Below are 19,613 nucleotides of genomic sequence, written 5' to 3'. Positions count from 1 at the left end.
AAACTCCGATGCGATATGCAATTTTTATGCTACTTTTCATATTGAGTGGTACTTATCTCAAGGCACAGACAAAAGACGTTCGGTATCAACCCAAAGAATATGTAGAAATTACGCACCCTGATTGGAGCAAAAATGCTACGATCTACCAGGTAAACGTTCGTCAATATACACTGAAAGGAACTTTTAAAGCTTTTGAAGCTCATCTGCCGCGCCTCAAAAAAATGGGTGTGGACATTATCTGGTTGATGCCGATTCATCCGATCGGCGAGAAAAACAGAAAGGGCACTCTTGGAAGTTACTATTCCGTAAAAGATTTTTATGGAATTAATCCGGAGTTCGGCACGATGAGGGATTTTCAGCATCTTGTAGATAAAATTCATTCGATGGGAATGTATGTGATTATCGATTGGGTAGGGAATCATTCTGCCTGGGATAATCCTTTGGCAACGCAACACCCGGATTGGTACACAAAAACCCGGGAGGGGAATTTTCAACCAACGCCCTGGTATGATTGGTATGATGTGATCGATTTTGATTACGACAATCCGGATCTTAGAAAATACATGACCGATGCATTAAAATATTGGGTAAAACAAACCAATATTGATGGGTACAGAGCTGATGTTGCGGGATTTATTCCCACAGATTTCTGGGAAAATGCACGATCGGAACTCGATGAGATAAAACCGGTTTTCATGTTGGCGGAGTGGGAAAGCCGGGATCTGTATAAAAAATCTTTCGACATGACTTATTCCTGGAGTTTGTGGGATCAACTGCGGATCGCGGTGAATCAGCAGAAATTGGGTGGTCTGGTAGAATATCTTTCTCACGACGTAAATACGGTTCCGCGAAATGCCTATAGAATGACTTTTACAGATAACCACGATAAAAATTCCTGGGAAGGAAATCCCTATTTAAATTTCGGAGATGGTTTAAAAACCGCCATTGTAATGACGGGAGTTGTGAATGGCATGATGCTTTGCTACAGTGGGCAGGAAGCGGGACTCAATCGCAGTTTAAAATTTTTTGAAAAAGATCCGATCGAATGGAAACATAACGAGAATGAAATATTGTTCGACAAGCTTTTCCATTTAAAACATAAAAATCAGGCTTTGTGGAACGGGAAATATGGTGGCGAAATGATCAGAGTCGTAAATGATCAGCAGGACAAAGTGATTTCTTTTCACCGGGAAAAAAATAAGGATGCGATTTTGCCGATTCTAAATTTTTCGAAAGAAAATGTTGATGTAAACCTTGATACTAAATATTTTCAAGGTAAATACAAGGAACTCTTCAGTGGAAAAATGTTCAATATTACAGCTAAAACAAACCTAAAACTTGCACAGTGGTCCTATTTGGTCCTGGTGAAGGAATGATTCTTGATATCTCAAAATCTTTAAAAAAAATATGAAAAAATTACTTTTATTAATGGCTTTCACGGTAATTGTCGCTTGTAAAAAAGACAAAGAAACGGTTACAGATAAAGTTGGTGCAGATTCTACAACTTCAGCCTTAGACAGTATTCAAATTCCATCTTTTCAGGATCCTGAAATTGATGGTCCATTTAAAATTATTCCGCAGAATATTACTTCAAAAAAAGGAAGGGCAATTTTTACGCAAAATGGGAAAGTCCTTTTTTACTTCGACCAAAATTCAAATGAAGGAATGATAAGTATTGGTGATAAACAATATGCTTTGGACCGATTCGATTTTACAGAAAACAATTACAAAATCTCTGGCGAAGGCATAATGATCGACGCGACAAACGGTGATTTTCAAGATGGTTCCGGTGATTGCATTGCAGGGAGTTTCGCCCAGATAAAAGTAGTTGTGAACAAAGAAACCCTCAATCTGGCCAACATAGAAGTTCAGGATTGCCCGAATTATTAATTAGAATTCTTCGTTCTCATTCCATTGGGATTCATCAAAAGAATGGCTGTCCTGCGCTAAAAGTTCTGCTTCCCGCTCCAGATATTCCTTCATTGTAAAAGTAATTTGTCCACTGGTGTTTTCTTTTGCTAATTTTCTTGTCACCGCTTTATCGATGAGCATAAACCGCTGACCAAGTCGTCTTGCTGCGTACGAACGCATACCGGTCGCTTTCAAAATATCTACTGCCATATTTACTGCAGTTCCCAATGTTTCCCTGTAAATATTATCAACGCCATTGTTGATGAAATCATACGCATCTAAACGGTTTTTTGCACGAACAAAAACTTTCAATTGCGGGAATTTTTCCTGTGCATATTGTAAAACGAACTTGTTTTTCTCCGGACTGTCTAAACAAAGAATGAGCAGATCTGCCGTTTCTGCGCCAGCCGACCGCAGAATTCCTGGTTTTGCAGCATCGCCAAAATATACTTTAAAACCATTAGAACGCAATAAGTTCACTCTTTCGGGATCATTATCAAGAACCGTAGCTTTTACGCCATTTACCCGCAGCAACCTACCAACCGTACTTCCGAAATGACCGAATCCTACAATAATTATTCTTTGCTGTTTAACAGGTTCCGTAATTTCGTCATCATTATTTTCGGGTTTTGGCCATCGTGGTTCAATAAATTTGTCGTTAATGATCAATAAAATCGGAGTAACACACATTGTGATCGCTGTAATTGCAAGCAGTTGTGCGTTCAGTTTTGGATCTAATAAATAAAGACTCGTGGAATAATTGATCAAAACAAACGCAAATTCCCCAATTTGTGACAAGGCAAAAGCCACCATGAAATTTTGATCCATTTTTAACTTAAAGAATTTCCCGACGCCGAAAAGCACACCAAATTTAACCGCAAGAACAACCACTGTCGTGGTAAAAATAAACATGGGATCTTCCATGATCACAAAGAAGTTGATGGTCGCGCCCACGCTTACGAAAAATACGGCTAAAAGCAATCCTTTAAATGGATCGATCTGGCTTTCTAACTCATGTCGAAATTCACTCGTTGCCAGCATTACGCCCGCGATAAAAGCCCCTAAAGCAGGACTTAAACCAACTGCATCCATCAACTCCGAAACTCCAATTACGAGAAAAAGAGAGGACGCGGTTAATAATTCATTCATTCCGGAGCGGGAAACGTAGCGCAGAAAAGGCACGAAAATATAGCGACCCAGAAATATAAGCAGCAAAACGCCCAGGATAATCGAAAAAGGCTGCAACCAATCCGGCAGATACTGTAAAAGAATCATCTTCTCATTATCTTTTGGTCTGGAAGCGATGATCGGCAATAAAGCCAAAATCGGGATCACCGAAATATCCTGAAAGAGCAAGATGGAAAACGATGATTCCCCAACTTCTGTACGGAAAATATTTTTTTCTTTTAAAGTTTGCAGTACGATCGCCGTAGATGAAAGGGCAAAACACAATGCCGCGACCAGTGCTTGATCAGGCCGCCATTTCGCCACATAAAAAATGCTGAATAAAATTAGCACGGTGAGAAGCATTTGACTCAAACCCATCCCGAAGATCTTCTTTCGAATTTTCCAGAATTTTTTTGGTTCGATTTCAAGACCGATCAAAAAAAGCAACATTATCACTCCAAACTCCGTCGTATGCATAATGTCATCGGAATCTCTGCCGGTCAGTTTCAAAACAAAAGGGCCAATGATTATTCCGCCTAAAATAAAACCGATCACAGAACTCAATCCCAATTTACGAACAAGCGGAACCATTACGATCGCTGCACCCAAAAAAATTAGTGCCGTCATTGAAAGTGAGTTTTCCATCATGGCAGAAGTAGGGTTTTTTTAATTTTTTTGGAGACTTTCAAGAGTGCTTCTTTTTCTAAGTCATCGGCGTCATAAACGGTGATCAGTTCGATCACTTCAATATTATTTACTTTCAAGGAGAGTGTTAACGAGGTTAATAATTCTGAAATTGAAGTTTGATATAATCCGCTTTCGGTATAGTTTTCTTCTTTCCCGCCGATGGTCACAATAATTACGGCGTCTTTATTTTGAAGCGGATGATTTACATCTGCAGTCCAGGTCATATCGAAAACTTCGTCGATCCAAAGTTTAAGAAGGGGCGGAATACTAAACCAGATCAGGGGAAAATGAAAAACCAGTCTCTCGTAATCTCTAATTCTTTTTCTTTCTTTAAACGCCTGAACGTGAAAATCCGGATATTCCTCATATAAATCTTTGAAATCTAAATTTTTAATATTTGCATAAACCTTTATTAATTCTAAGTTTGCCGTAGAATATTCAAAGTAAGGATGAGCAAAAATTACGAGGGTTTTTTTCAAGGTTTATAGTTTTTCTAAAAATAATAAAAAAAAGTAAAAATTCCTACTTTCATAAAATAAAATAATTCTTATTTTTGAGATATGAAGGCAGTTAAAGTCATTTCCGACGAACATCACCAATTATTCCTGAATTTTCCCACCCAGATTTTTAAAAACGATTCCCAGTATATTCGTCCGCTCGATAAAGATATTGAAGCGGTATTTGATCCTAAAAAAAATAAGTTTTTTCGGTCTGGAGAATGTGAACGGTATATTTTTTTGGATAATGAAGAGAAAGCTGTTGGAAAAATTGCCGTCTTCATCAATAAAAAATATAAGCAAAAACAACCGACTGGTGGAATAGGTTTTTTTGATTGTATCGATGATCAGCCAACGGCGAACTTTATTTTTGACTTTGCAAAAGAGCAACTTCAGAAAAAAGGTATGGAAGCGATGGATGGTCCAATTAATTTTGGAGAACGGGATCAATTTTGGGGTCTTTTGATCGAAGGTTTTATGGAACCTTTGTACGCCATGAATTACAATCCACCTTATTACCAGAAACTTTTTGAAAATTACGGCTTTAAGATTTATTTTAATCAATTATGTTTTGGCCGGAAGATTCGTAATGCGGTTGGTGAAACTTTTAAAGAAATGCACGCGCGGATTTTAAAAAATAAAAGCATCTCTGCGAAAAGAATGAAAGTGCGGGATTTAGAAAAATATGCCGCAGATTTTACTGAGGTTTACAACAAAGCCTGGGCAAATCACGGAGAAGGAAAGCAATTGACAAACCCGCAAACGCTGAGACTTTTCAACAAATTGAAACCCGTAATCAACGAACATATTTCCTGGTTTATTTATGAGAATGAAAAACCCATCGCCATGTGGATGAATATTCCAGATTTGAATCAATGGTTTAAATATTTAAATGGAAAGTTTGGGATCTGGGAAAAACTAAAATTCCTCTTGGTGAAAAAATTCACAAAAAATAAGAAAATGGTCGGCTTGGTTTTCGGAATCGTGCCCGAGTGGCAAAAGAAAGGGATCGACGGATTTATGATTTGGGAAGGCACTAAACATTTCAGCAAAGCGACCGATTTTATAGATTATGAAATGCAGTGGATCGGCGATTTTAATCCGAAAATGATGAAAATTGCAAAAAATCTGGAAACAGAAGTCACGAGAAAATTAGCAACTTATCGCTATCTCTTCGATCGCAACAAGGAATTTGAAAGACATCCTTATTTATGAAATTTCAAAAATCAATTAAATTTTACGTCGCGAATATTTAGGTAATAGGTAACGTTTCCTTTCCAGTGGTTTTCTTCCGCGGTAAAGGCAAGGTCGAAAGTTTTTGTGCGAAATTCATCTGAATATTTGCCGAGTTTAAAACCAACACATTCAATATTTCTGCCTGTAGACTCCTGCTTGATGAAGAATTTTAAATGGTTGCCATCTTTCCCCATCGTTTTTACATAACCCGAAACTTTTTGATTTTTTAAAACCAGTACTGGTTTCATGTTATTAGGACCGAATGGCGACAGTTTTCGGTGGAAATTGAAAAAATCTTTGTTTAGATCATCAATGCTAACATCGGAATCAATTTTTACACTTGGTTCTTTTTGATGTTCCTGAATTTTCTCGGCAACAACACTTTCAAATTTTTCTTTAAATAGATCGAACTTGTCTTTCTCCATAGAAAGGCCTGCTGCTGCGGGATGACCGCCAAATTTTAAAAAGAGGTCCGAACAGTTTTCGAGTGCGTCGTGAACATCAAAATCTGCGATCGATCGCGCAGAAGCTACCATTTCTCCGTTGTTCCCATCAGCAAAAACGATCGTAGGCTTAAAAAATGTTTCCGTAAGTCTTGAAGCTACAATTCCGATCACGCCTTTGTTCCAGCCAGCGCCATAAACGACGGTTGAAAAATTATTGACTTGACCTGTAGTTTCGACCTGCAAAAGAGCTTCGATCGTGCTGCTCGTATCCATTTCGCGGCGGGAATCGTTCAGTGTAATAATGTCATTTACAATTTGGTGCGCCTGTTTCAAATTATCGGAAACCATTAATTCTACCGCAGCTTTCCCTTGAGAAATTCTACCGGCAGCATTTATTTTGGGAGCGATTTCAAAAACGATATTAGAGATCTCGAAAGTTGCTAATTTATCTTCCGGAATTAACATTCGCAATCCTAGATTTCGGGATTTTCTTAAAACCTTTAATCCTTGTTTTGCTAAAACTCTGTTTTCGCCGGTCATAGATACAATGTCTGCAGCGATAGAGATGGCTAAAAGATCTGTCAGTTCAAAAAGTTCTGCTTCCGGAATTTTATAGATTGTATTTAAACCCTGACAAAGTTTAAAACCTACACCACAACCAGAAAGTTCTTTAAATGGATATCTGCAATCAACTCTTTTTGGATCCAGAACGGCAACCGCTGCAGGAATCTCTTCGCCGGGTAAATGATGGTCGCAAATAATAAAATCTACGCCTAAGTTTTTCGCATATTCTACTTTATCGATTGCCTTAATGCCACAGTCTAACGCGATAATTACCGAAAATCCATTTTCTTTCGCGAAATCTATTCCTTCGTTAGAAATCCCGTATCCCTCAATATTTCGATCTGGAATATAAAAAGTAAGATATTTCTTATCAACAATTTTGCTGAGGTATAAATACATGAGCGCTACCGCCGTAGTTCCATCAACATCATAATCGCCGTAAACCATTATTTTTTCTCCATTTTCAATAGCTGTTGCAACACGGTCTACCGCAAGCTGCATGTCTTTCATTAAAAAAGGATTGTGAATATCGTTGAGGTTGGGTTTAAAGAATTCCCGCGCTTTTTGGTATGTATCGATTCCGCGCATGACCAAGATTTTCGATTCAAATGTCCCAAAACCTAAAGAAGAACTTATTCCATCTACAATATCTTCATCGGGCTCTGGTTTATAAATCCATCTTTGCTTCATAGTGTCACAAAAATAGAGATTTTATTTTGATTTTTACGGAGTTAGTTATTTTTTGAATTTTTGATATTAAACTGATAGAAAAGTTTCGCTTATTGCAATTAATTTAAAGTTTATTTATAGAAAATGTAAAAAAGGTATGAAAATTGGTAGAAGAATAATTATTAAAAATTAAAAACGTTTAATAAATGGTTTTAGTGAAATGTGCACTTAAAATTTACATTTAATGATTTTTTTTATCACATTTAATATACAGAAACTCAACAAATTAAAAATTATTTTAAATTTTTTACAAAATCTGTAAATCTAAAGCGAGATGCTTCTCGTAACTAAAATTAAGAACCAATTAAAAAAAATATTTATTATGGAAAAAACGATTCACGTATCGAACAAAGGAGCAACTTTGGATACAAACAGAAGGAATTTTCTGAAGTTAGGCGGCGTAGGTCTTGTAGTAGCAGGTTTAACTTTAGCAGGCTGTAGAGATGACAATTATCAATATACAGAACCGGGAAGTATTTTCGACCTCGGCTCGGGCGACGTAGGTATTCTTAATTATGCTTATGCTCTAGAGCAGTTAGAAGCTGATTTTTACACGAAGGTTGTTAACAATTTTTACGGCGGTATTTCTTCTGTAGAGAAGCAAGTTTTCACCGATATTTATAATCATGAGGTTATTCACAGAGATTTCTTCAAAGCAGCAATCACTGCAGCAGGCGCTACACCAACTCCAAAATTGGAATTTAAATATGATGGTGTAGATTTTAATAGCAGAGCTTCAATTCTTGCAACTTCAAAAGCTTTGGAAGACACAGGTGTAGCTGCATATAACGGTGCAGGAAAATATATTAAAAATTTGGATTATCTGGTAATTGCTGGTAAAATAGTAAGTGTAGAGGCGAGACATGCTGCTGCAATTAGAGATCTTATTAATCCTGGATCTATGGATTTTGCAGGTGATGATGTAATTAATGTTACCACTGGTTTAGATGTAGCAAAAGAGCCTAAAGACATTGTTGCAGCTGCTGGTGCATTTTTCAAAACTCCATTTACCTGGAAAGAACAAGGAATCGGATAAACTAATTAATTTTTAAAATATTTTATTATGAACTTACTTAATATACTAGATAAACTTTCGGATGATAAATTTTTCTCTACCGAAACCTCACGCTTAGGAAGTCTGTCACAATTTTCAAACTTTGGAAAGAAAGCTGCTTTAGCTGGAATTCCACTTGGTTTGGGATCATTTATGGCAACTTCTGCAAAAGCAGAAACTACACAATCTTCAGGTGCAAGTTTCGCACCAGCTTCCGCTTTAACAACTGCATTACAGCTTGCTTTAACTTTGGAATATTTGGAAGACGAATATTACAGAACCGGAGTTGCAAAAGCAGGTTTGATCCCTACTGCAGACAGAGTAGTTTTTCAACAAATCAGCAAGCATGAGACCGCTCACGTTGCTTATTTGAAAGCAGCACTTACTTCGTTAGGAGAAGCTCCGGGCGCAAAACCAACATTTGATTTTACAGCAGGTGGAAACTTTCAACCGTTTGATGATTACAAAACATTTATGATTCTAGCACAAGCATTCGAAGATACAGGTGTTAGAGCTTACAAAGGTCAAGCTGGAAACGTAGCCTCCAATAAGGCGGTTTTACAGGCGGCTCTACAAATTCACTCTGTAGAAGCAAGACATGCGTCCCAAGTACGAAGAATGCGTATGAATAAAGGCTGGATCGAAGGAAGCGTTGGTGGAACTGGACTAGGAGCAATGCCTCCAGCAACAGATGCAGTATATGCTGGCGAAGGTAACGTTACCCAAGCAGGATACAACACTTCGACATTATTTGGCGCTGCAGCTGGATCAGCTTCTTTTGATGAAACGATCACAGGAGATCAAGCGGTAATGATAGCAAGTCTATTCATCGCTTAATATTCTCATTATATTTTTTTCTTCCCTTTTAGAATTTATTCTGAAGGGGATTTTTTTTGGTTAAAACCGAGACATAAAAAAAACCGCTCAAATTATTGAGCGGTTCGGTTATATTAAGAATTTTAACTAAGAATACATCTGCTGCTGCAGCTCCTTAATCTTTTTATCGTCTAAATATTCATCGTAAGTCATTTGTCGATCGATAATTCCTTTTGGAGTTAATTCAATAACCCTGTTACAAACAGTTTCCAGCATCTCGTGATCATGAGATGACAGTAAAAGAGTTCCTTTAAAATTAGTTAAGGAATTATTTAAGGTCGTAATACTCTCCAGGTCTAAGTGATTTGTTGGTTCATCCAGTAAAAGGACATTCGCTCTCTGTAGCATCATTCGCGAGAACATACAGCGCATCTTTTCACCACCTGAAAGAACTTTACAGGATTTTAAAGCTTCGTCACCTGAAAATAGCATTTTCCCGAGGAATCCACGCATAAATTCTTCGTGTCGCTCCTCATCATTTTTTGTGAACTGGCGTAACCAGTCAACAAGATTTATATCTTCTTGAAAAAATGGATTGTTATCTAAAGGCATGTACGATTGATTGGTTGTAATTCCCCAGTTATAAGTGCCGGAGTCCGCTTCACTATTTCCGCCCAGGATCTCAAAAAATTCGGTGATTGCTAAACTGTTCTTCGAAAGAACAGCAACTTTATCGCTTTTTTTCAGATTGAGATCAATGTTACTAAAGAGAAGTTCACCATCTTTCACCTTCTTCAAACCTTTAATTTCAAGGATTTGATCGCCGGCTTCTCTCTCGGTATCGAAAATGATGGCGGGATATCTTCTTGAGCTTGGTTTAATATCGTCAATATTTAATTTGTCGATCATTTTTTTACGGGCAGTTGCTTGTTTCGCTTTCGCAACGTTGGAAGAGAATCGGGCGATAAAATCCTGAAGTTCCTTTTTCTTATCTTCTGCTTTTTTATTGGCTTGCTGTTTTTGTCTCGTTGCTAATTGCGAGGCTTGATACCAGAATGAGTAGTTCCCCGTGTATAAATTAAGTTTCGAATAATCTAAATCGGCAATGTTTGTACAAACCGTATCTAAAAAGTGACGGTCATGAGATACAACTATTACCGTATTTTCATAGGTTGATAAAAAGTCTTCCAACCAGGCGATGGTTTCTATATCAAGATCATTCGTTGGCTCATCGAGAATTAAAACGTCAGGATTTCCGAATAAAGCCTGGGCTAAAAGAACCTTTACTTTATTTTGATTTTCCAGTTCACCCATCATTTGATAATGCATGTCATCTTTAACTCCTACGTTAGAAAGCATGGTCATAGCATCAGATTCTGAGTTCCAGCCGCCCATTTCATCGTAGACCACTCCAAGTTCGCCTGCTTTTAAACCATCGGCATCAGAAAAATTTTCCTTTGCGTAAAGAGCGTCCATTTCTTCTTTTATTTTATAAAGCTCCTCGTTACCCCGTAATACGGTTTCTAATACCGTAAAATTATCGTAGGCAAAGTGATCTTGCTCTAGAACAGACATTCTTTTTCCTGGCTCTAAGGAAATGTTACCTGTTGTGGGATCCTGATCCCCTGTTAATATTTTGAGGAACGTAGATTTCCCTGCTCCATTTGCACCGATTATTCCGTAGCAGTTTCCTTTCGTAAACATGATATTCACATCATCGAAAAGAATTCTTTTCCCAAATTGCAATGATAAATTAGATACTGTTAACATATAGTTTTGTAAATTTGGCGCAAAATTACGAAAAGAAATTGGCTTTGAAGTTTCAATTTTATTTTTGAATTGCAAAATATTGATTAGTAAGGAATTATTAAGATAATATTTCGTTAAAATGAAATAAATTTAACATATCTTTATAAAGCATAAACAGTACGAAATGAAGATCGAAAAATCAATCAATATATTCAACAAACGGGCTCGATTTGAATATGAGCTATCAGAAGAAATCGAGGCAGGAATGGTTCTAACAGGAACTGAAATTAAATCTTTAAGGTCTTCTAAGGCAAGTATTACAGATGCGTTTTGCCAGTTTATTGATGGGGAACTGTATATTATAAACATGATGATCGACGAATATAAATTGGGAACATTTTATAATCATAAAACAAAAAGGGAACGGAAGTTGCTCCTGCACAAAAGAGAACTTCAGAAATTTGAAAAGAAACTGAAAGACGTTGGAAACACGATAATTCCTTTAAAATTATATATCACAGATCAGGGAAAAGCTAAAGTTTTAATTGCTTTAGGTAAAGGAAAAAAACTCTTTGACAAACGCGAAGGGATAAAAGACAGAGAAAATAAACGGAATCTCGACAGAATATTAAAGAAAAGTTAAAAAAAGAGCAAAAATCTTTGTTTATAACGAAAATTTATATTTATTTTGCATTATCAATTATTTAATCATTTAATTCTATGAAAAATCTAAAATTAGGAATTTCAGCATTGGCACTTACTATTGCCTCTACTGTTTTCGCTCAGACTACCAGCAACCCGTGGTTAATCGGTGTTGGTGCTCACGGAGTAAACCATGCTGCGGCTGGAGGAAATATAGGGAATGTGTTCTCTACAGCTTTCGGAAGTGGAGATGGAGGCGAGTTGTACAATGTTAACAACTTTACCATTACACCACCACTATCGAAATTAACAGTTGCAAGAAACTTAAGCAAGTTCTTAGTTCTTGACTGGCAAACTTCCGTAGGGAATGTTGACAATCAAAGAATTGGAATGGGAAAAGAATTTTTCTTAATGACTGGTTTAGGTCTTCAATTCAAAATCAATGGTCTTTGGGATGAAGAATCTTGGTTTGATCCGTATTTAAGAGTTGGTGCTAACTACCTTAGACATGATTATTCAGGTGTTGCTTTCCCATTAACTGATGCTAATGGTACATACTACCCAGGATTCTCTGATGGTATGGCAAGTACACAAAGAAGAAAAGATCACTTTACAGTTTCTACTGGTATTGGATCTAACTTCTGGATTACTAAAAACTTCGGTTTAGGTGTTCAAGGTGATTACGTTTCTACTCCAACAGATAAATCCGATATCGCAAACTTTTGGCAAGCTTCAGCTTCATTATTGTTTAGATTCGGAAATAATGACAGAGATAAAGATGGTATCTTAGATAAAGACGATTTATGTCCAGATACTCCAGGTTTAGCAGAATTCCAAGGTTGTCCTGATACTGACGGCGACGGCGTACCAGATAAAGATGATCAATGTCCAGATGTTGCAGGACCAGTTGAAAACAACGGTTGTCCTTGGCCAGATACAGATGGAGATGGTGTTATCGACAAAGATGATGCTTGTCCAGATGTTGCAGGTCCAGCGGAAAACAATGGTTGTCCTTGGCCAGATACAGACGGAGACGGAATCTTAGATAAAGATGACGCTTGTCCTACAGTATTCGGTTTAGCACAATACAATGGTTGTCCAAAACCTAAATCTGTTACTGCTACTGAAGTAGAAGGTGAATTGAAAAATATTTATTTCGATTTTGCTAAAGCTACTATCAAAGCTGAATCAGGTGCAAGACTAGACGCTGCTGCAAATATTATCAAAACTGATGGTGGTAATTATTTACTAGAAGGTCAAACTGATAAAAAAGGTTCTGAAGCTTATAACTTAGACCTTTCTAGAAGAAGAGCTGCGTCTGTAGTATCTGCTCTAGACTCAAGAGGAGTAGATGCAATGTCACTTAAATCTATTGGTGTAGGTGAAGCTAAAGCAGTTGTTCCAGAAAACGCTTCGAACGAAGAAAGACAACAAGATAGAAAAGTTGTTGTAAAAGCAATCGAAGATGCTACTGAATGGGCTACTTATAACAAATCTGATGTTGCCGTGAAAAAAGCAGCAGCTAAGAAAAAAGCAGCAGCTAAAAGAAGAAAATAATTAAATTATTTTTCTAAATAATAAACACCCTCGGTTTCGAGGGTGTTTTTTTGTGAACAAATTTGTATTTTTGTACTTTAAATAAAATAAATTATGGGACGCGCATTCGAATATAGAAAAGCCTCAAAAATGGCTCGTTGGGATAAAATGGCCAAGTCATTCTCAAAAATTGGAAAAGACATTGCACTTGCAGTTAAAGCCGGCGGTCCCGATCCAGATTCAAATCCTTCATTGAGGAGATGTATTCAAAATGCGAAAGGCGCGAATATGCCGAAAGACAATGTAGAGAGAGCCATTAAAAAAGCAAGTGGAGCAGACGCAGAACAATACGAGGAAATAACTTACGAAGGTTACGGGCAAGGTGGTGTTGCTTTTTTTGTAGAATGTACCACCAACAATCCTACACGAACAGTCGCAAACGTTAGAGCAATTTTTAATAAATTCGACGGAAGTTTAGGGAAGAATGGAGAACTCGCTTTTATCTTCGATCGAAAAGGAATATTTTCGATCGATAAATCCTTAGTTAAAATGGATTGGGATGATTTCGAAATGGAAATGATCGATGGCGGCGCAGAAGATGTCGATAGCGATCACGAAGAAATAATGATCACCACAGCGTTCGAAGATTTCGGGGCTCTGTCGCACAAATTAGAGGATCTGGGAATGGATGCTAAAAGCTCCGATCTGGAAAGAATCCCTAACAATACGAAAGAAGTGACTGAAGAGCAATTCAAAATCAACATGAAAATGCTGGAACGGTTTGAAGAAGATGATGACGTTCAAAATGTCTATCACAATATGGAGGTCAGTGAAAAATTAATGAACTCGTTATAAAAAAGTAATATCAAATTCATCTGCAATTAATGTTCAAGTGTTTTCTTTGCATAAAAAGATGAAAAGAAACCTTGAGTTAGTTGTAATTTCAGATGTTCATTTAGGAACTTTTGGGTGTAAGGCTAAAGAATTGTTGAGGTATCTTAATTCAATCCAGCCCAAAACTTTAATTCTGAATGGAGATATTATCGATATCTGGCAATTTAAAAAATCATACTTCCCGAAATCACATCTGAAAGTTATTAAAAAAATACTTTCTTTCGCTACCAAAAATACAGAGGTTTACTACGTAACAGGAAATCACGATGAGATGTTCCGCAAGTTTACCGATTTCGAGTTAGGTAAACTTAAAGTGTGCAATAAAATTTGCCTCGAAATCGATAATAAAAAAACGTGGATTTTTCATGGCGATGTTTTTGATGCCTCCGTACATTATTCTAAATGGCTAGCGAAATTAGGTGGCAAAGGTTATGACTTACTTATTCTCTTTAATACTTTTGTCAATTGGTTTTTACAGAAAATGGGAAAAGACAAATATTCATTTTCAAAAAAAATTAAAAACAACGTAAAAAAAGCTGTAAAATTTATTGGAGATCTTGAATTAACTGCCTCGGAACTAGCAATTGATAATGATTATGACTACGTCATTTGCGGACATATTCATCAACCTCAAATACGCGAAGTCACTAACAAAAAAGGATCCTGTATTTATCTCAATTCCGGTGATTGGGTCGAAAATTTATCCGCACTTGAATACGATAATAAAAAGTGGTCTATTTTTTATTACGAGGAACACCAACATCTGTTAAAAGACGATGATTCGGATGAGATTCAGGAAATGGATCCTATGGAACTTTTGAAGATCGTTACCAATTTCTCCTAATGAAAGTTTTATACGCTTTTCAAGGGACAGGAAACGGGCATATTGCGCGAGCACAAGAGATTATTCCGATTCTTAAAAAACATGTGCGAGTAGATACGTTAATGAGTGGCCACCAATCGCAACTAAAGACTGGATTCGATATTGACAAGTCATTCAAAGGAATTTCTCTCCTATACAACAAAACGGGCGGTTTATCCTATCGAAAAACGCTGACCGATAACGACTTTTTTCGGGCAGCTAAAAATATGAATCAATTGCAACTTTCTCAGTACGATTTAATTATTAATGACTTCGAACCTCTAACAGCATGGGCTTGCAAGATCAAAAATTTACCATTGATCGAACTGAGTCATCAAGTTTCCTTAACTTTCAATGAAACGCCAAAGCCAAAGAAGAAAGATTATTTTGGAGAATTAATATTGAATTATTACGCGCCAAGTGTGCGGAAAATTGGTTTTCATTTTGAAAACTATCATCCCCAAATTAAAAAACCTGTCATAAGACAAAAGATCAGAAACTTGAATCCTGATAAAAAAGGTTTTTATATCGTTTATTTACCCAGTTTTTCGGATGAAAATATCATTCAGGTTTTAAAAAATATTCCTGTTCAGTGGAAGGTATTTTCAAAAGACACTCTTTTAAATTACAGAAAAGATAATATCGAAATATTTCCTATCGACGAATTGCAGTTTCTAAAATCTTTTGAAAACTGCGAGGGAATATTATGCAATGCTGGTTTTGAAACTCCCGCAGAAGCAATTTTTATGAACAAGAAATTATTCGTTATTCCGATTCACAATCAGTACGAACAAGAATGTAATGCTTTGGCATTAGAAAAAATGGGTTTTGCAACTTCTAAATTATTAAATGCTGAAGAAATTGAAAAATGGATCAATACAGATTTTCATCTTAAGATCATTTACCCAAATGATATTGAAGAAATCTTGATTAATGAAGTACTAATTCTCTAATAAAATATCTTTTACATCGGTCATTCGACTCATTACCGATCTTGCATAAGAGCAGTGCGGATAAACTTTCCAATTATTTTCCCGGGCAAATCTAATGGCTTCTTCTATCAGATATTTGCCCATTCCACGACCTTCAAATTTTGCATGAACCAAAACAAATGAAATAATGAATTTATTATCTTCAGGGAAAATGGTGTATGTTAATCTTCCAACTTCCGCCTCCTCATTATTCAGCGTAAAAACTCCGCCATTTCCTGATCTGTTATTTTCGTATTTCATTTTTGAACTTTTTTGATTTATTAAATTTAAGGAATAAAATTCAACAAAACTATTGTCATCAACGCAACTTAAAACATTCGCTTTAATGATCTTTTCCTGTGTAAAAATTATAATCTTTGATAATGACACTAATAAACTGTCTTTCAGTAAAGTGAGTCGGATCAATTTCTAATTTAAGGATTTCTTTTATTTTATTTGAAAGTTTCGAAATAACCTGTCGGTCATCTATTTTTAATGCTTTGTGATAATTTTCTTTAATGATCCTAACGTCGTTGTCAGAGAGCGCGATAACTTGTGGAAAAAGAGGAGAATAATCCGCTTTTAAATTTTCTAAAATCGTATGAGAAATGTTGACATTATTTTTCAGAGAGATTACTGCCGTGCCCGACGCAATTCCACCTAACCGCTGATTGTTCTTTGAGACGATCATTGTAATTAATCCTACCACTCCGGAATTAGAAAATACATCAACCAGCCGAAAAAACCAGCGCATCAGATAATCGCCAAATCCCGCCTGAAATCCATCTATCTTCACCACTTTTATTTTCACTGCTCTTTTTCCAAAGGTTTGGCCTTCCATCAGACTTTCGCAAACTAAAGTATAGATGTTAATGGGAAAGGTAATAACAATTAAAACCGCCATTATTGACCAACTGTCGAGCTGATCCAGAACTGCGCCCAGATTTAAACCTCGAAATAAAATAAAATACATAACCAGCAAATAAGCGCCTTTTATTAAGAGATCGATAACGAATGCCAAGATCCGTTCCCCAATACTTGCAACATTGAAATTAATATTCACATTTTGTGAACTATTTATGGCGATCTGCGACATATTTTTATTATTTTAGCTCCTTATGAGAGAGGTGGCGTTCATCAAACAAAATAAAGAAAAATGGTTGGGAATCGAGCAGGTTATCGAAGGAAAATTGAAAAAAAATCCCGATGATCTTTCGTCGCTGTACATTAATTTAGTGAATGATCTGTCTTTTGCACAAACCTACTATCCCAAAAGCAAAACGACCGTTTATCTTAACAATCTTTCTTCTCTTATTTTTCAGAAAATTTACAAAACCAGAAGAACGGAGCAAAACCGATTCTTTTACTTTTTCCGTACTGAAGTGCCATTATTAATCTACCAATATCGCCGATATTTATTTTACGCCTTCGGATTTTTTATATTATTTACTTTGATCGGTTTTATGTCTGCGTACTACGATAAAGAGTTTGTTAAAATTATTTTAGGCGAAGAATATGTCAACAAAACTATTGAAAACATTGAAAAAGGCAATGCAGTAGGAGTTTATCAGCAGGGTTCCAATTGGGGAAGTACGATCTCCATTACATTTAATAATCTGAAAGTCGGCGCGAGTCTTTTCATTTATGGCATTTTCGGTGGTGTGGGAACTTTGTTTGCCTTGCTTCAAAATTGCATCATGCTTGGTTCTTTTCAGTATTTCTTTCATGAGCATGGAGCGTTAAAAGAAAGTGCAAAAGGAATCTGGCTTCACGGTGTTTTCGAGATTTTTAGTATGGTCGTCGAAGCAATGGCGGGTTTAATATTAGGAGCTTCTACTCTTTTTCCAAAAACATATTCCAGATTCAATTCCTTCAAAATAGGTTTTAAAGATGCTTTCAAAATATTTCTGAGCACAGTTCCATTTACCATTATTGCTGGAATTATCGAGGGATATTTAACGAGATATGCGCTCACGATGCCTGCAGTTTTAAATGGTCTTGTTATTTTCGGAGCGCTTTCCTTTATTGGTTATTACTACTTTATTTATCCATATTTAATTTCAAAGCGAATGCTCAATGATGCAACTTTATAAAAAACGGGACTTTAGCGGTTTAATCAGCGATACTTTTTCTTTCTTTAAGGAGAATGGCAAGAACTATTTTAAAAACTATTTTTTGATCAACGGACTGCTCTTGATCCTGTTGGTCGTAATTTTCGTTTTTGGCTATCGGGAATTATTTTCGCAGATGTTGGGTTCCAATACAGGCGGACAGAAATATTACTTAGAGGCTTATTTTCAGAAAAACAGCGCCGTATTAATTGCCGTTTCTAGCATAGTTTTTATCCTTTTCTTAGCGGTAATAATGGTTTCCTATTCCTTTCCTATTTTATATATGAAAAGGCTGAGCGAAACCGGAAATCAAAATATTAAAGCCGACGAAATTTTAAGCGATCTTAAAAATAATACCGGTCGGTTTATGAAATTTTTTATTGGTTTACTATTTATTGTTGCACCATTAACAATGATCATTTTTGGAATTTCAGTAATGTTAATTGTGGTTGTGATCGGTTTCTTTCTCCTTATTTTATTAGGACCGGCGACGGTAAACGTGGTAAATTTTTTAATGTTCGATTACTTTCATACTAAAAAAGGTTTTTTTGAATCTTTAAGTTACGCATTACGGGCGCAGTTCTCCTACAATAACGGACGGGAGAAATCACCCTTTTGGAAGTATTGGGGTTCGACCATCATTATGTATATTATCGTCCAGATCATTACTTCTGTTTTTACATTTATTCCAATGATCATAATGGTTACAGGAATGTACACCGTTCCTCAAGGTGGAGAATTGCCACAAAATTTTATGGAAGGAAGTATGGGCATTTTATTCTTCGTTATTTACGGAGTTTCAATATTAGTTTCATTTTTATTGATGAATATTATTTTCGTCAACTCAGGATTACAGTATTACGACAGCCGGACAGATCTTCATAGAAATGTTGATCTATCTGAAATAGACTCGATTGGAACCAATGAAATTTAAAATTCTACTGCTCTTTTTACATTTTTTTACGTTTGGAATTTCTCAGGAAGTCCCACCGAAGATTTCTGTTGTAATTGATTCTGTAGTTTCAAAATCCGGACAGTACAAGGCAGATTCATTGCTGAAAATAAAACCTTCTACAGATAATGTCGTGTATCCCAAAAGTTTCGATTCTCAATTCCGGTCAAAGTATAAAGGGCAGGATTTTAATTATACGACCGTAAAGCCGAGAGAATCTCTCTGGCAGAAAATTCAGAAGAAGATCATCAAAATACTGGAATCCATTTTTGGAGAAGTTGATCCAAATAAAACAAGTTCTTACGCGGCGACCATTATGCGGATTTTTGGGATCCTAATTATTGGTTTCGTGCTTTATGTTTTAGTTAAATTTTTACTGAATAAAGATAGAAATTTCTTTTTCGGAAAAAAGAATAAGAAAATTGATATTACAAATCAGGATCTGCACGAGAATATTCACGAAATTAATTTTAAAGAAGCCATTGAAGGTTACGAAAGACAGAAAGATTATCGCTCTGCAATTCGGTATCAGTTTTTATTGATCCTGAAGAAACTTACAGATCAAAAACATCTCAACTGGAATCCGGAGAAAACGAATAAAGATTATCTGGCAGAAGTGAAGAACGAGAGTTTAAAAAGCAGTTTCAAAGAACTTATTTATATTTTCGATTATGTTTGGTATGGAGAGTTCGAAGTGAATGAAGACAATTACAATCATTTCAAACAAAAATTTTTAAAATTCAAAATCTAGGTTTAAAGCAATTCTCGAAATGAAAACTATCGGGAGGA

General features: G+C 36.2%; 19 protein-coding genes. 13 read left to right on the top strand and 6 right to left on the bottom strand.

The window, feature by feature from the left end:
- Window positions 1-8 precede the first annotated feature (8 nt).
- Window positions 9-1,376, top strand: a complete 1,368-nt coding sequence (locus tag ACZ9HT_RS12320; RefSeq protein WP_476040778.1) for an alpha-amylase family glycosyl hydrolase — start codon at window positions 9-11, stop codon at window positions 1,374-1,376.
- Window positions 1,377-1,407: 31 nt separating this feature from the next.
- Window positions 1,408-1,890, top strand: coding sequence for a hypothetical protein (locus ACZ9HT_RS12315; RefSeq protein ID WP_476040777.1), 483 nt, complete (start codon window positions 1,408-1,410; stop codon window positions 1,888-1,890).
- Here ACZ9HT_RS12315 and ACZ9HT_RS12310 read toward each other — a convergent pair whose 3' ends face one another.
- Window positions 1,891-3,723, bottom strand: coding sequence for a monovalent cation:proton antiporter-2 (CPA2) family protein (locus ACZ9HT_RS12310; RefSeq protein ID WP_476040809.1), 1,833 nt, complete (start codon window positions 3,721-3,723; stop codon window positions 1,891-1,893). It abuts the gene before it with no gap.
- A complete protein-coding gene (locus ACZ9HT_RS12305) occupies window positions 3,723-4,244 on the bottom strand; it encodes an NAD(P)H-dependent oxidoreductase (RefSeq protein WP_476040776.1) in 522 nt (173 codons plus the stop codon). Before ACZ9HT_RS12305 ends, ACZ9HT_RS12310 begins: the two co-directional genes overlap by 1 nt.
- 81 nt (window positions 4,245-4,325) lie before the next feature.
- Between ACZ9HT_RS12305 and ACZ9HT_RS12300 the strand changes: the two genes are divergently transcribed.
- On the top strand, window positions 4,326-5,477 hold the full coding sequence (locus tag ACZ9HT_RS12300; protein ID WP_476040775.1) for a hypothetical protein: 1,152 nt from the start codon (window positions 4,326-4,328) through the stop codon (window positions 5,475-5,477).
- An 11-nt stretch (window positions 5,478-5,488) separates the two neighbouring features.
- Here ACZ9HT_RS12300 and recJ read toward each other — a convergent pair whose 3' ends face one another.
- Window positions 5,489-7,198 carry a single-stranded-DNA-specific exonuclease RecJ gene (gene recJ / locus ACZ9HT_RS12295; RefSeq protein ID WP_476040774.1) on the bottom strand — a complete coding sequence of 570 codons (1,710 nt, stop codon included), beginning with the start codon at window positions 7,196-7,198 and terminating at the stop codon, window positions 5,489-5,491.
- Window positions 7,199-7,559: 361 nt separating this feature from the next.
- Between recJ and ACZ9HT_RS12290 the strand changes: the two genes are divergently transcribed.
- Together ACZ9HT_RS12290 and ACZ9HT_RS12285 are read left to right on the top strand one after the other, a co-directional pair.
- Window positions 7,560-8,273: a ferritin-like domain-containing protein gene (locus tag ACZ9HT_RS12290; RefSeq protein WP_476040773.1), complete on the top strand. Its 714-nt coding sequence runs from the start codon at window positions 7,560-7,562 to the stop codon at window positions 8,271-8,273.
- Between the two features lie 27 nt (window positions 8,274-8,300).
- Window positions 8,301-9,128, top strand: coding sequence for a ferritin-like domain-containing protein (locus ACZ9HT_RS12285; protein WP_476040772.1), 828 nt, complete (start codon window positions 8,301-8,303; stop codon window positions 9,126-9,128).
- A gap of 126 nt (window positions 9,129-9,254) precedes the next feature.
- Here ACZ9HT_RS12285 and ACZ9HT_RS12280 read toward each other — a convergent pair whose 3' ends face one another.
- Window positions 9,255-10,877, bottom strand: a complete 1,623-nt coding sequence (locus ACZ9HT_RS12280; RefSeq protein ID WP_476040771.1) for an ABC-F family ATP-binding cassette domain-containing protein — start codon at window positions 10,875-10,877, stop codon at window positions 9,255-9,257.
- 163 nt (window positions 10,878-11,040) lie between these two features.
- Between ACZ9HT_RS12280 and smpB the strand changes: the two genes are divergently transcribed.
- The 5 genes from smpB (at window position 11,041) to ACZ9HT_RS12255 (ending at window position 15,743) form a co-directional block, all read left to right on the top strand.
- Entirely contained in the window at window positions 11,041-11,499 is a 459-nt protein-coding gene (gene smpB / locus ACZ9HT_RS12275; protein ID WP_476040770.1) for an SsrA-binding protein SmpB, read from the top strand.
- Between the two features lie 77 nt (window positions 11,500-11,576).
- Window positions 11,577-13,055 carry an OmpA family protein gene (locus ACZ9HT_RS12270; RefSeq protein ID WP_476040769.1) on the top strand — a complete coding sequence of 493 codons (1,479 nt, stop codon included), beginning with the start codon at window positions 11,577-11,579 and terminating at the stop codon, window positions 13,053-13,055.
- Window positions 13,056-13,148: 93 nt separating this feature from the next.
- Window positions 13,149-13,889: a YebC/PmpR family DNA-binding transcriptional regulator gene (locus tag ACZ9HT_RS12265; RefSeq protein WP_476040768.1), complete on the top strand. Its 741-nt coding sequence runs from the start codon at window positions 13,149-13,151 to the stop codon at window positions 13,887-13,889.
- 58 nt (window positions 13,890-13,947) lie between these two features.
- The gene (locus tag ACZ9HT_RS12260) at window positions 13,948-14,772 is read left to right on the top strand and encodes a UDP-2,3-diacylglucosamine diphosphatase (protein ID WP_476040767.1); all 825 of its coding nucleotides are present in this window, start codon (window positions 13,948-13,950) and stop codon (window positions 14,770-14,772) included.
- The gene (locus ACZ9HT_RS12255; RefSeq protein WP_476040766.1) at window positions 14,772-15,743 is read left to right on the top strand and encodes a glycosyltransferase family protein; all 972 of its coding nucleotides are present in this window, start codon (window positions 14,772-14,774) and stop codon (window positions 15,741-15,743) included. The genes ACZ9HT_RS12260 and ACZ9HT_RS12255 overlap by 1 nt, the downstream gene beginning before the upstream one ends.
- Here ACZ9HT_RS12255 and ACZ9HT_RS12250 read toward each other — a convergent pair.
- On the bottom strand, window positions 15,732-16,022 hold the full coding sequence (locus ACZ9HT_RS12250) for a GNAT family N-acetyltransferase (RefSeq protein ID WP_476040765.1): 291 nt from the start codon (window positions 16,020-16,022) through the stop codon (window positions 15,732-15,734). The two genes, ACZ9HT_RS12255 and ACZ9HT_RS12250, sit on opposite strands and share 12 nt — an antisense overlap.
- A gap of 82 nt (window positions 16,023-16,104) precedes the next feature.
- The gene (locus ACZ9HT_RS12245; RefSeq protein WP_476040764.1) at window positions 16,105-16,857 is read right to left on the bottom strand and encodes an RDD family protein; all 753 of its coding nucleotides are present in this window, start codon (window positions 16,855-16,857) and stop codon (window positions 16,105-16,107) included.
- Window positions 16,858-16,879: 22 nt separating this feature from the next.
- Between ACZ9HT_RS12245 and ACZ9HT_RS12240 the strand changes: the two genes are divergently transcribed.
- Genes ACZ9HT_RS12240 through ACZ9HT_RS12230 form a run of 3 tightly spaced genes read left to right on the top strand, consistent with a single transcriptional unit; the run spans window position 16,880 to window position 19,575 of the window.
- Window positions 16,880-17,854: a stage II sporulation protein M gene (locus ACZ9HT_RS12240; RefSeq protein ID WP_476040763.1), complete on the top strand. Its 975-nt coding sequence runs from the start codon at window positions 16,880-16,882 to the stop codon at window positions 17,852-17,854.
- Window positions 17,838-18,806 carry a DUF4013 domain-containing protein gene (locus tag ACZ9HT_RS12235; RefSeq protein ID WP_476040762.1) on the top strand — a complete coding sequence of 323 codons (969 nt, stop codon included), beginning with the start codon at window positions 17,838-17,840 and terminating at the stop codon, window positions 18,804-18,806. Before ACZ9HT_RS12240 ends, ACZ9HT_RS12235 begins: the two co-directional genes overlap by 17 nt.
- Window positions 18,796-19,575, top strand: coding sequence for a DUF4129 domain-containing protein (locus tag ACZ9HT_RS12230; RefSeq protein ID WP_476040761.1), 780 nt, complete (start codon window positions 18,796-18,798; stop codon window positions 19,573-19,575). Before ACZ9HT_RS12235 ends, ACZ9HT_RS12230 begins: the two co-directional genes overlap by 11 nt.
- Window positions 19,576-19,613: the final 38 nt, after the last annotated feature.

The organism is Chryseobacterium sp. UYP7, assembly GCF_056279225.1.
Note: the sequence above shows the minus strand (reverse complement) of the source record. Positions and strands in the feature narration are given on the sequence as shown.

Excerpts from the sequence above, each read along its gene's own strand:
- ACZ9HT_RS12320 (WP_476040778.1), top strand. The coding sequence starts at position 9 with ATGCGATATGCAATTTTTATGCTACTTTTCATATTGAGTGGTACTTAT.
- ACZ9HT_RS12315 (WP_476040777.1), top strand. The coding sequence starts at position 1,408 with ATGAAAAAATTACTTTTATTAATGGCTTTCACGGTAATTGTCGCTTGT.
- ACZ9HT_RS12310 (WP_476040809.1), bottom strand. The coding sequence starts at position 3,723 with ATGGAAAACTCACTTTCAATGACGGCACTAATTTTTTTGGGTGCAGCG.
- ACZ9HT_RS12300 (WP_476040775.1), top strand. The coding sequence starts at position 4,326 with ATGAAGGCAGTTAAAGTCATTTCCGACGAACATCACCAATTATTCCTG.
- recJ (WP_476040774.1), bottom strand. The coding sequence starts at position 7,198 with ATGAAGCAAAGATGGATTTATAAACCAGAGCCCGATGAAGATATTGTA.
- ACZ9HT_RS12290 (WP_476040773.1), top strand. The coding sequence starts at position 7,560 with ATGGAAAAAACGATTCACGTATCGAACAAAGGAGCAACTTTGGATACA.
- ACZ9HT_RS12285 (WP_476040772.1), top strand. The coding sequence starts at position 8,301 with ATGAACTTACTTAATATACTAGATAAACTTTCGGATGATAAATTTTTC.
- ACZ9HT_RS12280 (WP_476040771.1), bottom strand. The coding sequence starts at position 10,877 with ATGTTAACAGTATCTAATTTATCATTGCAATTTGGGAAAAGAATTCTT.
- smpB (WP_476040770.1), top strand. The coding sequence starts at position 11,041 with ATGAAGATCGAAAAATCAATCAATATATTCAACAAACGGGCTCGATTT.
- ACZ9HT_RS12270 (WP_476040769.1), top strand. The coding sequence starts at position 11,577 with ATGAAAAATCTAAAATTAGGAATTTCAGCATTGGCACTTACTATTGCC.
- ACZ9HT_RS12265 (WP_476040768.1), top strand. The coding sequence starts at position 13,149 with ATGGGACGCGCATTCGAATATAGAAAAGCCTCAAAAATGGCTCGTTGG.
- ACZ9HT_RS12260 (WP_476040767.1), top strand. The coding sequence starts at position 13,948 with ATGAAAAGAAACCTTGAGTTAGTTGTAATTTCAGATGTTCATTTAGGA.
- ACZ9HT_RS12255 (WP_476040766.1), top strand. The coding sequence starts at position 14,772 with ATGAAAGTTTTATACGCTTTTCAAGGGACAGGAAACGGGCATATTGCG.
- ACZ9HT_RS12250 (WP_476040765.1), bottom strand. The coding sequence starts at position 16,022 with ATGAAATACGAAAATAACAGATCAGGAAATGGCGGAGTTTTTACGCTG.
- ACZ9HT_RS12245 (WP_476040764.1), bottom strand. The coding sequence starts at position 16,857 with ATGTCGCAGATCGCCATAAATAGTTCACAAAATGTGAATATTAATTTC.
- ACZ9HT_RS12240 (WP_476040763.1), top strand. The coding sequence starts at position 16,880 with ATGAGAGAGGTGGCGTTCATCAAACAAAATAAAGAAAAATGGTTGGGA.
- ACZ9HT_RS12235 (WP_476040762.1), top strand. The coding sequence starts at position 17,838 with ATGATGCAACTTTATAAAAAACGGGACTTTAGCGGTTTAATCAGCGAT.
- ACZ9HT_RS12230 (WP_476040761.1), top strand. The coding sequence starts at position 18,796 with ATGAAATTTAAAATTCTACTGCTCTTTTTACATTTTTTTACGTTTGGA.